Source organism: Kangsaoukella pontilimi (genome assembly GCF_009830125.1).
In the GTDB taxonomy this organism is placed as follows: Bacteria; Pseudomonadota; Alphaproteobacteria; order Rhodobacterales; family Rhodobacteraceae; genus Kangsaoukella; species Kangsaoukella pontilimi.
The window spans coordinates 13399-27317 of record NZ_WUPT01000001.1; the positions used below are offsets into that span (position 1 = coordinate 13399).

The window sequence follows — 13919 nt, forward strand, 5'->3', positions numbered from 1 at the left end:
GGGTAGACTGCATGACCGTGCTCACTCCGTTAGGGGACAGGCTTGAACCATGGGGGAGGGGCCATGCGTGCGCTATTGATTGTCGTCATTTCAACCGTTCTGATGCTGCTTGCTGCCTGTGCGACGGAACGTGACGCAGAGCCGGAGCCGAGCGCTGACACCGTTGCCGCAGAGGCTGCATCGACCGACGTCAGCGAGCCGTCTGAAGAGGAAAGCGGCATCTACGACATGCACCCGGTCGCTCAGGTGGTTCTGGGCGTCGTTGCGGGCGTGGCCCTTTTCGCGGGTCTTGTCATCTATGCGGTGGCCTCGGCCAGCGATGAGCGGCTCAAGACCGACATCCGGCGGGTCGGGACCGCGCCGAATGGCCTGCCGCTTTACACGTTCCGTTATCGGGGCAAACGGACCACGTGGCGCGGCGTGATGGCTCAGGATGTCCTGCGCATCCGCCCCGACGCCGTGCGGCTAGGGCGGGACGGATACTATCGGGTCTATTACTGGAAGCTCGGCTTGCGCATGACTCGCGAAAATCTGGCAAAACGAGAGGGGCGAAAAAATGCTTAAGGCAACAGTTGGACCGCCACTCAAAGCGCTGGCGCTGGTTCTCGCCCTGTCGGGTTGCGTCAGCATGGGGCAGCGCGACCAGCCGGTCGAGGCCTTCGATGCGGCGCTTGTGGTTACAGGTGTCGCGATCCTGATTGGTCTCGCTTCTCTCGGGGACTAAACCTCAGCGTCTCCCAGTTGGGGCTTGCGTGCTTGCGGCCTTTCTTCTATAGCCCGCGGGTCCCGTCAGGGGCGACTGAAAACCAAGAAACGCCGTGTCCGTCCCATTTCGCTTTCGGGGGCGTGTCCGGCTCGAAAGGAAGCGACATGAAGCTGAATGAACTCCGGGACAATCCCGGCGCCGCCAAAAAAGCCAAACGCGTGGGCCGTGGCCCCGGTTCGGGCAAGGGCAAGACCGCTGGCCGCGGTATCAAAGGTCAGAAATCGCGTTCGGGTGTGGCCATCAACGGCTATGAAGGCGGCCAGATGCCGCTTTACCAGCGCCTGCCGAAGCGCGGCTTCAACAAGCCGAACCGCAAGGCATACGCCGTCGTCAACCTGGGCCTGATCCAGAAGTTCATCGACGAAGGCAAGCTCGGCACCGAGATCACCGAGAACGAGCTAATCGATTCCGGCCTCGTCCGCCGCAAGAAGGACGGCATCCGCGTCCTCGCCAAGGGCGATTTCACGGCCAAGGCGACGATCACCGTCACCGGCGCGTCGAAATCCGCGATCGAGGCGGTCGAGAAGGCGGGCGGCTCACTGACCGTCACATCCGCGTCGGCCGAAGCGTAAGCGCTTGTGAGCGGCGTCCGGGCCGCTTACATACTTTCTCAAGTTTTCCAGCGCCGCCGACCGGGGAACGGGCCGGCGGCGCTTTCATAAGAGAGACCGCGAATGGCATCTGCAGCAGAGCAAATGGCGGCGAACGTCAGTTGGAGCACTTTCGGCAAGGCAACCGAGCTCCGGCAACGCCTCCTTTTCACCCTTGGCCTTCTGATCGTGTACCGGATCGGCACCTATATTCCGGTGCCGGGCATCGACGGTCAGGCGCTTCGTGACTTCATGGAGCAGGCGGCGGGCGGCATCGCGGGTGTCCTCGGCATGTTCACGGGTGGTGCGCTGAGCCGGATGGGTATCTTCGCCCTCGGGATCATGCCCTATATCTCGGCCTCGATCATCGTGCAGCTTCTGGCGTCCATGTGGCCGCCCCTGCAGCAGCTGAAGAAAGAGGGCGAGCAGGGCCGCCGCAAGATCACTCAGTACACGCGCTACGGCACGGTGTTCCTGGCCACAGTTCAGGCCTATGGCCTTGCCGTTTCCATGGAGGCCGGCGGCCTCGTGACCGATCCAGGCTGGTTCTTCCGTGCCTCGACGGTCATCACGCTGGTCGGCGGCACGATGTTCCTTATGTGGCTGGGCGAGCAGATTACCGCGCGCGGCGTGGGCAACGGCATCTCGCTGATCATTTATGTGGGCATCATTGCCGAACTTCCCGGAGCGCTGGCGCAGTTCTTCGCCCAGGGCCGCTCGGGCGCTCTGTCCACGGCCGTGATTCTCGGCATCGTCATCATGCTGATCGCGACGCTGGTCTTCGTGGTGTTCATGGAACGAAGTCTGCGCAAGATCCACATACAGTACCCGCGCCGGCAGGTCGGCATGAAGGTTTATGACGGCGGATCGTCGCACCTGCCGATCAAGGTAAACCCGGCAGGCGTCATTCCCGCGATCTTCGCGTCCTCGCTCCTGCTCTTGCCGACGACGCTCTCGACCTTCTCGGGTGGCAATGCCGGCCCGGTGATGAGCTGGATCCTCGCCTATTTCGGGCCGGGCCAGCCTCTCTATCTCCTGTTCTTCGGGGGCATGATCGTCTTTTTCACGTATTTCTATACGTTTAACGTGGCCTTCAAGCCCGAGGACGTGGCCGACAACCTGAAGAACCAGAACGGCTTCGTGCCCGGTATCCGTCCCGGCAAGAAGACCGAGGAATACCTGGAATACGTGGTCAACCGCATCCTGGTTCTGGGCGCTGGCTACCTGGCTCTTGTCTGCATGATGCCCGAAATCGTGCGCACGAACCTGGCCATCACGGCCTATTTCGGCGGCACCTCGATCCTCATCATCGTGTCGGTGGGTATGGACTTTATCCAGCAGGTTCAGTCTCATTTGCTCGCCCATCAGTATGAGGGGCTGATCGAGAAATCACAGCTGCGCGGCAAAAAGCGCGGGAAGACCAAAGGGACAGCCAGACGATGAATATCATTCTCCTCGGACCGCCGGGGGCCGGGAAGGGGACTCAGGCCCGACGCCTCGTCGACGAACGCAACATGATCCAGCTCTCGACGGGCGACATGCTGCGCGAGGCGCGGACGTCCGGCACCGAGATGGGAAACAAGGTGGCTGCGATCATGGACGCGGGCGAGCTTGTCACCGACGAAATCGTCATCGGCCTGATCGAGGAGAAGCTCGAAGGTGAAACCGGCGGGGGCCTGATTTTTGACGGCTTTCCGCGTACGCTTGCCCAAGCCGACGCTCTGGCCGATCTGCTTGCGAACCATGGTCAGACGCTGGACGCGGTCATCGCGATGGAAGTCAACGACGACGCGCTGGTCCAGCGGATCACCGCGCGGTCGACCTGTGGCAACTGCGGCGAGGTCTATAACGACATCACCAAACCGATCCCGGCCGACGGCAAATGCTCCAACTGCGGCGGCACCGAGTTCAAGCGTCGCGCCGACGACAATGAGGAAAGCCTCAAGACCCGGCTGATGGAGTACTACAAGAAAACGTCTCCGCTGATCGGCTATTACCACGCCAAGGGCCAGCTTCGCTGGGTGCCCGGTCTGGGCGAGATCGACGAGGTCGCGGCGGGCATTTCGGCGGTTCTGGACGGCTGATTTCAGCCGTTAACAGGGCGTCTCGGAAAACTCTTGACAACGGCGCCGCACGGCCTTGACGCCTTGGTCGCAACACCATAGATACCGCCTTCTCGAAAGAGAATCGCTATAGCGAAGCCCGAGCCTTATCCGCTCGGGCTTACGTTGTGAAAAAAGGGCCTGGAGTTACGGGCTCGCAACGAAAGGAACAGATTTCGTGGCACGTATTGCTGGCGTGAACATCCCGACTGCAAAGCGGGTTCCCATCGCGCTTACCTACATCACCGGCATTGGTCCCGCATCGGCCAAAGCCATCTGCGACGCCGTCAACATCGAACAGACCCGTCGCGTGAACGAGTTGTCGGACGCCGAAGTCCTCGCCATCCGCGAGCATATCGACGCCAACTACACGGTCGAAGGCGACCTGCGCCGTGAGACGCAGATGAACATCAAGCGCCTGATGGACCTTGGCTGCTACCGCGGTCTGCGTCATCGCCGCAACCTCCCTGTGCGCGGTCAGCGTACGCACACCAACGCGCGGACCCGCAAAGGCCCCGCGAAGCCGATCGCCGGCAAGAAGAAATAAGGGAGGATCAGAGACATGGCACGTGATACCCGCACGCGCGGAAAGAAGAAGGTCTCGAAGAACATCGCCACCGGCGTGGCGCATGTGAACTCGTCGTTCAACAACACCAAGATCCTGATCTCGGACGTTCAGGGCAACGCGATTGCATGGTCGTCGGCTGGCACCATGGGCTTTAAAGGCTCGCGGAAGTCGACGCCCTACGCCGCTCAGATGGCTGCCGAAGATGCTGGCCGCAAGGCGCAGGAACATGGCGTCCGCACCCTCGAAGTCGAGGTGCAGGGCCCCGGTTCCGGCCGCGAGTCGGCCCTCCGTGCGCTGGCCGCTGTTGGCTTCACGATCACCTCGATCCGTGACGTCACGCCGATCGCGCATAACGGCTGCCGTCCGCCGAAGCGCCGCCGCGTCTGACGACGCCTGAATTTCGGGCGGGCCCTGCGATTTCGCATGGCCCGTCTTCGCCTTTTTTACCTCGGGGCGTCTTGCAGTCTTCGGACATGGGCTGCGGACCAGAATTGAGGAGAGCCACATGATCCACAAGAACTGGCAAGAACTGATCAAGCCGACCCAGCTTGACGTGAAGCCCGGTAACGATCCCGCGCGTCAGGCGACCGTTGTCGCCGAACCTCTCGAGCGGGGCTTCGGCCTGACGCTCGGCAACGCGCTGCGCCGCGTTCTGATGTCGTCGCTTCAGGGCGCCGCGATCACCAGCGTCCAGATCGACAACGTGCTTCACGAGTTCTCGTCCGTTGCCGGTGTGCGTGAAGACGTCACCGACATCGTCCTGAACCTCAAGGGCGTCGCGATCCGTATGGATGTCGAAGGGCCGAAGCGCCTGTCGATCTCGGTCAAGGGCCCGCAGGTCGTCACCGCCGGTGACATCTCGGAAACCGCCGGTATCGAGATCCTGAACAAGGATCACGTGATCTGCCACCTCGACGACGGCGCGGACCTGTTCATCGAACTGACGGTCAACACCGGCAAGGGCTATGTCTCGGCCGACAAGAACCGTCCCGAGGACGCGCCGATCGGCCTGATCCCGGTCGATGCGATCTACTCGCCCGTGCGCCGTGTCAGCTATGACGTCCAGCCCACTCGCGAGGGCCAGGTGCTCGACTATGACAAGCTGACGCTGAAACTGGAAACCGACGGCTCGGTCACGCCGGACGACGCCGTGGCCTATGCCGCGCGCATCCTGCAGGACCAGCTTTCGATCTTCGTCAACTTCGACGAGCCGGAATCGGCCACGCGTCAGGACGACGATGACGGTCTCGAGTTCAACCCGCTTCTGCTGAAGAAGGTGGACGAGCTGGAACTGTCGGTGCGTTCGGCCAACTGCCTGAAGAACGACAACATCGTCTATATCGGCGATCTCATCCAGAAGACCGAAGCAGAGATGCTGCGCACGCCGAACTTCGGCCGCAAGTCGCTGAACGAGATCAAAGAGGTTCTGTCGGGCATGGGGCTGCACCTTGGCATGGATGTCGAGGAATGGCCGCCGGAGAACATCGAAGACCTGGCCAAGAAGTTCGAGGACCAGTTCTAGGACTTAAGGAGCAGGCCGGACATCAGTCCGGCCCGCACCCTGATCGGGCGTCAAGCGCCCCAAGGTGAGCCGGTGACACGCATCGCCGGCCGGACAAAGCAAAACCGCCCGTAGAGGGCAAAGACTGGAGACAAGACAATGCGTCACGCACGTGGTTACCGCCGCCTGAACCGTACTCATGAGCACCGCAAGGCGCTTTTCGCGAACATGGCCGGCTCGCTCATCGAACATGAGCAGATCAAGACGACCCTTCCCAAGGCCAAGGAACTCAAGCGGATCGCTGACAAGCTGATCACGCTCGGCAAGCGGGGCGACCTGCACGCCCGCCGTCAGGCGGCTGCTCAGCTCAAGCAGGACGCCCATGTGGCCAAGCTGTTCGAGGTTCTCGGCCCCCGCTACAAGGACCGCGCCGGTGGTTACACCCGCGTCCTGAAGGCCGGCTTCCGCTATGGCGACATGGCTCCGATGGCGATTATCGAGCTGGTGGACCGCGATCTCGACGCCAAAGGCGCCGGCGACCGCGCCCGACTGGAAGCGGAAGAAGCCGCCGAAGAATAAGTATCGGACGCTCCGACACTGCCAAAGCCGCCCCCTCCGGGCGGCTTTTTCAGTTTTGGCGTCCCTTCAACGTTCGGGTCAGGCTGATCGTCACCAGAAGCTCGTCGGCTTCGTTCACCGGCCCGAACCTGTGGGACGACCTTCTGCGATCGCTCAGCGCGAGGAAGGACACGAGCTCCGTACACTCATCTTTCGGGACCTCGTTGAGGAATACAATAAGCTGCCTGTTGGACGCCATTTGATACACCATACGCTGACTGTCTGGGCCTACATACAATTTAAAGTTGACAGATCGCCTGCCAAGATGTCCAATTGGACAGGTCAATCAGGAAGAAGTCGATTATTGTACCGTCCTCGCGAGCTGGTCGCGGGCGACTCCAGATGATTTGACAGGTGAGTATATGTGGCGCGGAAATCAGGACTATGCCTCGCTGATCAAGGACGAGGTTGCGCGGCACGGCGATAGGGCGCGCCCCCGGATGCAGGACAGCTTCGACGCGCTCGCGGCGATGTCGCCGGCGGGGTTTTCGGCGGGGCTGCATATCCGCTTCGCGTCGCCCATGGTCTACGTGCGCACTTACGATCCATGTTGGACGCGGACTTATGACGAGAACGCCTATGCCCTTCGCGACCCGCTCGTCTTTTGGGGTCTGAGCAAGAAAGGCGTCACGCGGTGGAGTGAAATACGGCTGCCCGATCCGTTCGGCATCATGGATCAGGCCCGGAACCATGGTCTGAAGTACGGCGTCGTGGTGTCCTGCGGGCAACTGACCTCGCGCACCATCGTCGGTTTCGCCCGTGCCGATCGCGAGTTCAGCGACGCCGAAATGGCCGAAGGTCAGCATATCGTCCACGCACTGCATGTGGCGGCGGAGCCGCCCACGGAATTGACGCCAGCCCAGGTCGAGGCGCTGCGTCTATTGGCTGACGGGGACCGCCATACAGCAGCGGCGGCAAAGCTGGGGATCTCGGAAAGTGCATTCAAGGCACGACTTCAGTCGGCGCGGGTCCGGCTTGGGGCAAGGACGACGGCACAGGCGCTCAAGAAGGCAAGGCAGTACCAGCTTCTCTAAGCTGACAGCCTCCCCAAGACGGTTTCACAACCCAGCTTGGAGGCTGAACAAATGCAAGTTACGACCCTTTCCTTCGACAATATGCACAACCATGGCGAGCTTTTTGCCAACATGCTTCGCGCGCGCTACCGGACCTTCGTCGAGAGGAACCGCTGGGATCTGCCGGTGGCCGACGGCATGGAATACGACCAGTACGATACGCCGGCCAGCCGGTGGGTGGCCGTTCACGAGCTGGGGCAGGTGCTGGCCGGGGTTCGGCTGACGCCGACCATGGCGCGCTGCGGGATCTATTCCTACATGATCCGGGACGCGCAGCTCGGGCTTCTGGAGTCGATCCCGGAGGACCTGTTGTTCGAAGATGCACCCGTCGCGCCGCATATCTGGGAATCGAGCCGGGTCTTCGTCTCGGACGCGGTCCCGTCGCGGCTGAGGCTGAGGGTGCAGATCGCGCTCATCGACGAGATGGTGCGCTCGGCCCGGACGTTGGGGGCGACGTCGCTGATCGGGATCGTGCCCGAACATTCGCCGCGTCTTGCCCGCCGGACGGGAATCGACTGCGTGCCCGCCGGGCCGGTGATCGAGACCGATGACGGCGACCGGAGCGTCTGCATCAATATCTCGCTTGCGACCAAGCTGCACTGACGATTCCCCTTTCCGCCATGGCCGGGGCGACTTAGCCTCACGCCATGGCGGATTTGTTCGACACCCCTTCCAGCCCCAAGAGGGACGACGGCCCGCGCCCGCTGGCGGACCGCTTGCGGCCCGGCCGGCTGGACGAAGTCATAGGACAGGAAAAGCTTCTTGGCCCCGACGGTCCGCTCGGCGCGATGCTGCGCGGCGGGTCGCTGTCGTCACTGGTGCTTTGGGGCCCGCCGGGCGTGGGCAAGACCACAATCGCACGGCTTCTGGCCGCCGAGACCGATCTGAGTTTCGTGCAGATCAGTGCAATCTTCACCGGCGTCGCTGACCTGAAAAAGGTCTTCGAGGCCGCGCGGCACCGGCGTTCGAACGGGCAGGGAACGCTTCTTTTCGTCGACGAGATCCACCGGTTCAACAAGGCGCAACAGGACGGTTTCCTGCCCCTGATGGAGGACGGTACGATCGTTCTTGTCGGCGCCACCACTGAAAACCCGTCCTTTGAATTGAACGCGGCGCTTCTTTCACGCGCACAGGTGCTGGTGCTGGAGCGTCTGTCGCTCGCCTCGCTCGAGCGTCTGACGCAGCGCGCCGAGGCCGAATTGGGTAAGGCGCTGCCTCTAGACGGTCCGGCTCGCGAAACGCTTCAGGAAATGGCCGATGGGGACGGTCGCGCCCTCTTGAACCTTGTGGAGCAGGTGACCGCCTGGAACCTCTCCGAAAAACTGGACAGCGCCGGTCTCTCGGCGCGCCTGTCCCGCCGGGCCGCGCAATACGACAAGTCGGGCGACGCGCATTACAACCTGATCTCGGCCCTTCACAAATCGGTTCGGGGCTCTGACCCCGACGCGGCGCTCTACTGGTTCGCGCGGATGCTGGAAGGGGGCGAGGACCCCCGCTATCTGGCGCGCCGCATCACGCGAATGGCGGTTGAGGATATTGGGCTGGCCGACCCGCAGGCGCAGTCGGTCTGCGTTGAGGCCTGGCAGACCTATGAGCGCCTCGGCAGCCCCGAGGGCGAATTGGCGCTGGCGCAGGCGGTGACGTACCTTGCGCTCGCGCCGAAATCCAACGCGGGGTATGTGGCCTACAAGGCGGCCCGCCGCGCGGCGCGCGAGACCGGGTCGCATCCCCCGCCCATGCATATCGTGAACGCCCCAACGAAGCTGATGAAAGACCTCGGCCACGGCGCGGGATATGAATACGACCACGATGCCGAAGATGGCTTCTCGGGCCAGTCCTATTTCCCTGAAGGCATGGAGCGACCCAGCTTCTACGAGCCGGTCGAGCGCGGCTTCGAGAGGGAATTGCGCAAACGGCTCGACTATTTCCGCAAGCTGCGCGCGAAGCGGAAGAGTTGACATCGACGCCGCCGCACGCGACAGACCCCGGCATGATCGGTCCCTTTATATCTGTTGCAATCGGCGGCGCCCTGGGCGCCACGCTTCGCTATGCGGCGGGGTTGGGGATCGTCCGTGCCTTCGGACATACGAGCTTTCCCACCGCCATTATCACGGTGAATGTCCTCGGCTCGTTCCTGATGGGGCTATTCGTGGTTCTGGCGGCGCATCGCGGCTGGACACATCTGTCACCCCTCGTGATGACGGGCCTTCTGGGTGGCTTCACAACCTTCTCAGCCTTTTCGCTTGAAGCGGTGACGCTTTATGAGAGGGGCGCGATAGGGCAAGCGGCGGCCTACGTCGGCCTGTCGGTCGTCCTGTCGATCAGCGCGCTGGTCGCGGGCGTCTGCCTTGGCCGGGGGCTGGTGACATGAGCGGCGTACGGACCGTCGAAGTCGCCCCCGACGAGGGCGATCAGCGGCTTGACCGGTGGCTGCGGCGGCGGTTTCCGCATGTGCCGCAGGGCCGGATCGAGAAAATGTGCCGCAAGGGCGAGATCCGCGTCGATGGCGGGCGGGTGAAGGCCGCCACGCGCGTCGAGGCGGGGCAGCTTGTCCGCCTGCCGCCATTGCCTGAACCCTCCGAGATCGTCCGTACCGAGAAGCCCAAGGTCAGCGAGGCAGACGCCGAAATGATCCGCCGCGCGGTGATCTACCGCGACGACCACGTCATCGCGCTGAACAAGCCGCCGGGCCTTCCGACACAGGGTGGCTCAGGCCAGACTCGGCATGTGGACGGCATGGCAGAGGCGCTCCGCTTCGGGCTGGACGAGAAACCGCGGCTGGTTCACCGGCTGGACAAGGATACGTCAGGCATCCTGCTTCTGGCTCGGACCAGACGGGCCGCCAATGGCCTCGCCGATGCGTTCCGAAGCCGCGACACGCGGAAAATCTACTGGGCTGCCGTTGCGGGCGTGCCGTCGCCTCGCATGGGCACCATCCGATACGGGCTGGTGAAAGCGCCGGGGCACGGCGGAAAGGGCGAGGGGGAAAAGATGCTTCCCGTCGAGCCGCGGGACATGGACGACACGCCCGGCGCAAAACGGGCGGTCACCGATTTCGCCGTTCTCTCATCGCTTGGAACCCGCGTCAGCTGGGTCGCTCTCGTGCCGGTGACAGGGCGGACCCACCAGCTACGCGCGCATATGGCGGCTCTTGGACATCCGATCGTGGGCGATGGTAAATACGGCGGTTCGGGGCAGGAGAACCTTGGCGACGGCTGGGGCGCCCAACTGGGCGGCGAGATCAGCCGCAAGCTTCATCTGCATGCCCGCAGCCTTAGCTTCGACCATCCGATCACGGGCAATCGCATCTCGCTGACCGCGCCCTTGCCCGAGCACATGACACGTACGTGGAAAATGCTGGATTGGCGGCCCGAGGATGTGCCTGCCGATCCATTCGAGGAGCTGGAATGAGCGGCTGGACGGCAAAACGGTTCTGGCAGGACGTGACGGTCAGGGAAGAGGATGAGGGGTTCTCGCTTCTTCTCGACAGCCGCCCCGTGAAGACCCCCGCCAAGGCGCATCTCATCGTGCCGGCCCGAGACATGGCCGACCGCATCGCCGAGGAATGGCGCGCGGTCGACAAGGTGATCGATCCGGCCGTCATGCCCTGGACACGCTCGGCCAATTCGGCGCTGGACAAGGTCGGGCCGCAGCGGGCCGATGTCATCGCCCATCTGTCAGGCTACGCAGCGACCGATCTGCTCTTTTACCGCGCGGACGGGCCGGCCGAACTGATCGCCCGTCAGGCCGAGGCATGGGACCCGCTTCTGGACTGGGCGGCGGCAGCGTTCGGCGTGTCGTTCAATGTGACGCAAGGGGTCATGCCCGTCGATCAGCCCGACGCCTCGCTTGACCGTCTGACCCGCGAAATGGCGCGGCTGAGCGACTTCGAACTGACCGGTTTCCACGACCTAGTGACGCTCTCGGGGTCCTACGTCATCGGGGTCGCCGCATTGCATGATCGGGATTCGCTGGGGAGCCTCTGGGCCTCATCCATTGTGGATGAAACCTTCCAGACCGAGCAGTGGGGCGAGGACGAGGAGGCTGCAGAGAGGGCGACGTTACGTAAAGCTGCCTTCAATCACGCCGGTGCATTCTTAAACTCTGCTAAAAAACTAGGCGTCATCAACGGATTGCGGCGCTGATCGCTGCAAACGGGCTATCGTTCGGCACAGAATTGGTTTTCCGGCCCTTGCCCTTGACGTTCCAAAGCTAAATCGCCCAAAATCCACGCTGTCGGGCCGTTCTTGCGGCCCGTAAGACCATCTGGGCCTGGGAGGGCCTGCAGCACCGCCGAAAAGGCGGAAACTCAGGAAGAGGTAAAAATGAAAAAAACAGTTTTCTACGGCGCGCTTGCAGCCGCCACCATTGCCGGTGGTGTGGCCAGCGCCGCGACGCTTGACGACGTCAAGGCACGCGGCACGCTGAACTGCGGCGTGACCACCGGTCTGATCGGCTTCGCCGCGCCGGATTCGAATGGCAACTGGGAAGGCTTCGACGTTGCGGTTTGCCGCGCTGTTGCTGCCGCTGTTCTCGGCGACGCCAACGCCGTCGAATTCATCCCGACCACCGGCAAGACCCGCTTCACCGCGCTTGCCTCGGGCGAAATCGACATGCTGGCCCGGAACACCACCTGGACCTTCTCGCGCGACGTCGACCTGAAGTTCGAATTCGTCGGCATCAACTACTACGACGGTCAGGGCTTCATCGTTCCGCGTGAGCTGGGCGTGACCTCGGCCAAGGAACTCGACGGCGCGACCGTCTGCGTTCAGACCGGCACCACGACCGAACTGAACCTTGCGGACTTCTTCCGCATCAACAACATCAGCTACGAGCCGGTCCCGATCGAGACCAACGCCGAAGGTCAGCAGCAGTACCTTGCCGGGTCCTGCGACGCCTACACGACCGACGCGTCGGGCCTCGCCGCGACCCGTGCTGCCTTCGAGAACCCGGGCGATCACATCATCCTGCCCGAAATCATCTCGAAAGAGCCGCTCGGTCCGCTTGTTCGCCACGGCGACAACGAGTGGGGCGACATCGTCCGCTGGACCCTGAACGCGCTGATCGCTGCTGAAGAGTACGGCGTGACCTCTGCCAACATCGACGAGCTGTCGCAGGGCACCGACAATCCGGAAATCAACCGTCTTCTGGGTTCGGCCGGTACGCTCGGCGAAATGCTCGGCCTCGACGCCGAATGGGCACAGCGTGCTCTGAAGGTCGGCGGCAACTACGGCGAAATCTTCGAGCGCAACATCGGTGAGAACACGCCGATCGGTCTGGCGCGCGGCCTGAACGCGCAGTGGACCGAAGGTGGCCTGCTCTACGCACCGCCGTTCCGCTAAGACGATAAACGAAGGGCGCGGGTCATCCCGCGCCCTTCTGCCATGACCCCGGGCCAACCGCGGCGTGGCGATAACGGGCAGAACCTGCGGGGGGCGCAGGTCGGACAAGACCCGAGACAACAGAAGGGGGATGCGTCGCTCATGACGACACTCACGGACCCGCCGCGCGAGAGCTTCCGCCTCTCGATGCTGATCAACGATACGCGTTATCGTTCCCTGACATTCCAGGCCATCGCACTTGTCATCCTGATCGTGATCATGGCCTATCTGGGCATGAACCTGGTCGCGAACCTTGCCGCCGCCGGTCTGAACATATCCTACGAATTCCTGGGCGAGCCTGCCGGTTACGACATCAACCAGCGGCCAATTCCCTATGACAGCCAGTCGACGCATATGCGCGCGTCGATCGTCGGCATCCTGAACACGCTGATTGTGGCCTTCCTTGCCTGTGTCACGGCAACCATTCTTGGCGTCTTCGCAGGCGTTCTCAGACTGTCGAAGAACTGGCTCGTGTCGAAGCTGATGGCGGTCTATGTGGAGGCCTTCCGGAACGTTCCGGTCCTCATCTGGATCATCATCATTTTCTCGATCATGACGGTCAGCCTGCCGGGGCCGCGTGATTTCCGGGGTGACGACGCGACCGCGAGTATGGTCTTTGACGCCTTCGCCTTCACCAACCGCGGTGTCTATACGCCGAAACCGATCTGGGAAGCCGGCTCTACTGCGCTGATTGTCATCTTCCTGGCGTCGCTGGTCGCGATCTGGGCCTATCGGCGCTATGCCCGCAAACAGCTCTACGAGCAGGGTAACCTGCTGCCGGTCTTCTGGCCGTCGCTCGCGCTGTTCTTCATCCCGACGATCCTGGCTTACTACATCCTGGGCCGTCCCGTTTCGCTCGAGTATCCCGCGCTACAGGGCTTCAACTTCCAGGGCGGTATCCAGATCAGGGGCTCGCTGATTGCGCTCTGGTTCGCTCTGGCGATCTACACCGGCGCTTTCATCGCCGAGAACGTCCGCGCGGGCATTCAGGCGATCAGCAAGGGCCAGACCGAAGCTGCTGCTGCGCTGGGCTTGCGCCCGGGGCGGATCATGAACCTCGTGATCCTGCCGCAGGCGCTTCGAGTCATCATCCCGCCGCTGATCTCGCAGTACCTGAACATCACCAAGAACTCGTCGCTGGCGATCGCTGTGGGCTACATGGACATCACTGGCACGCTGGGCGGCATCACGCTGAACCAGACCGGCCGCGCGATCGAGGCGATCCTGCTTCTGATGCTGTTCTATCTGACGATCTCGCTCAGCATCTCTGCGATCCTGAACGTCTACAACGAACGCGTTAAGCTGAAGGAGCGTTGATCG

The 13919-nt window shown here is 62.8% G+C and carries 17 protein-coding genes; all 17 read left to right on the forward strand.

All coding sequences use genetic code 11. The features are described from left to right. Positions 1–63 precede the first annotated feature (63 nt). The 17 genes from GQ651_RS00130 to GQ651_RS00210 all read left to right on the forward strand — a co-directional run bounded on the left by GQ651_RS00130 (position 64) and on the right by GQ651_RS00210 (position 13916). Positions 64–564: a tail fiber domain-containing protein gene (locus GQ651_RS00130; RefSeq protein ID WP_160762198.1), complete on the forward strand. Its 501-nt coding sequence runs from the start codon at positions 64–66 to the stop codon at positions 562–564. After that, the gene (locus GQ651_RS00135; protein WP_160762199.1) at positions 557–724 is read left to right on the forward strand and encodes a hypothetical protein; all 168 of its coding nucleotides are present in this window, start codon (positions 557–559) and stop codon (positions 722–724) included. Before GQ651_RS00130 ends, GQ651_RS00135 begins: the two co-directional genes overlap by 8 nt. Before the next feature lie 146 nt (positions 725–870). Beyond that, positions 871–1338, forward strand: a complete 468-nt coding sequence (gene rplO, locus GQ651_RS00140) for a 50S ribosomal protein L15 (RefSeq protein WP_160762200.1) — start codon at positions 871–873, stop codon at positions 1336–1338. Between the two features lie 102 nt (positions 1339–1440). Then, positions 1441–2799, forward strand: a complete 1359-nt coding sequence (secY, locus tag GQ651_RS00145; RefSeq protein ID WP_160762201.1) for a preprotein translocase subunit SecY — start codon at positions 1441–1443, stop codon at positions 2797–2799. After that, positions 2796–3440: an adenylate kinase gene (locus tag GQ651_RS00150; protein ID WP_160762202.1), complete on the forward strand. Its 645-nt coding sequence runs from the start codon at positions 2796–2798 to the stop codon at positions 3438–3440. Before secY ends, GQ651_RS00150 begins: the two co-directional genes overlap by 4 nt. Positions 3441–3636: 196 nt before the next feature. Next, positions 3637–4005, forward strand: a complete 369-nt coding sequence (gene rpsM / locus GQ651_RS00155; protein ID WP_160762203.1) for a 30S ribosomal protein S13 — start codon at positions 3637–3639, stop codon at positions 4003–4005. A 15-nt stretch (positions 4006–4020) separates the two neighbouring features. Beyond that, complete coding sequence (rpsK, locus tag GQ651_RS00160; protein ID WP_160762204.1) at positions 4021–4413, forward strand: 30S ribosomal protein S11; 393 nt, start codon at positions 4021–4023, stop codon at positions 4411–4413. Between the two features lie 118 nt (positions 4414–4531). After that, entirely contained in the window at positions 4532–5548 is a 1017-nt protein-coding gene (locus tag GQ651_RS00165; RefSeq protein WP_160762205.1) for a DNA-directed RNA polymerase subunit alpha, read from the forward strand. A 138-nt stretch (positions 5549–5686) separates the two neighbouring features. Further along, positions 5687–6106: a 50S ribosomal protein L17 gene (gene rplQ, locus GQ651_RS00170; protein WP_160762206.1), complete on the forward strand. Its 420-nt coding sequence runs from the start codon at positions 5687–5689 to the stop codon at positions 6104–6106. A gap of 479 nt (positions 6107–6585) precedes the next feature. After that, positions 6586–7179, forward strand: coding sequence for an autoinducer binding domain-containing protein (locus tag GQ651_RS00175; RefSeq protein WP_160763889.1), 594 nt, complete (start codon positions 6586–6588; stop codon positions 7177–7179). A gap of 51 nt (positions 7180–7230) precedes the next feature. Continuing rightward, positions 7231–7821 carry an acyl-homoserine-lactone synthase gene (locus GQ651_RS00180; protein WP_160762207.1) on the forward strand — a complete coding sequence of 197 codons (591 nt, stop codon included), beginning with the start codon at positions 7231–7233 and terminating at the stop codon, positions 7819–7821. Between the two features lie 44 nt (positions 7822–7865). Beyond that, positions 7866–9176, forward strand: a complete 1311-nt coding sequence (locus GQ651_RS00185) for a replication-associated recombination protein A (protein WP_160762208.1) — start codon at positions 7866–7868, stop codon at positions 9174–9176. A 32-nt stretch (positions 9177–9208) separates the two neighbouring features. After that, entirely contained in the window at positions 9209–9589 is a 381-nt protein-coding gene (crcB, locus tag GQ651_RS00190; RefSeq protein ID WP_160762209.1) for a fluoride efflux transporter CrcB, read from the forward strand. Next, positions 9586–10629, forward strand: a complete 1044-nt coding sequence (locus tag GQ651_RS00195; RefSeq protein WP_160762210.1) for an RluA family pseudouridine synthase — start codon at positions 9586–9588, stop codon at positions 10627–10629. Before crcB ends, GQ651_RS00195 begins: the two co-directional genes overlap by 4 nt. Next, positions 10626–11363 (forward strand): ATP12 family chaperone protein, encoded by a 738-nt coding sequence (locus GQ651_RS00200; protein ID WP_160762211.1) that lies wholly within the window; start codon positions 10626–10628, stop codon positions 11361–11363. The genes GQ651_RS00195 and GQ651_RS00200 overlap by 4 nt, the downstream gene beginning before the upstream one ends. Before the next feature lie 180 nt (positions 11364–11543). Further along, positions 11544–12560, forward strand: a complete 1017-nt coding sequence (locus tag GQ651_RS00205) for an amino acid ABC transporter substrate-binding protein (RefSeq protein ID WP_160762212.1) — start codon at positions 11544–11546, stop codon at positions 12558–12560. A 141-nt stretch (positions 12561–12701) separates the two neighbouring features. Further along, positions 12702–13916 carry an amino acid ABC transporter permease gene (locus tag GQ651_RS00210; protein WP_160762213.1) on the forward strand — a complete coding sequence of 405 codons (1215 nt, stop codon included), beginning with the start codon at positions 12702–12704 and terminating at the stop codon, positions 13914–13916. Positions 13917–13919 lie beyond the last annotated feature (3 nt).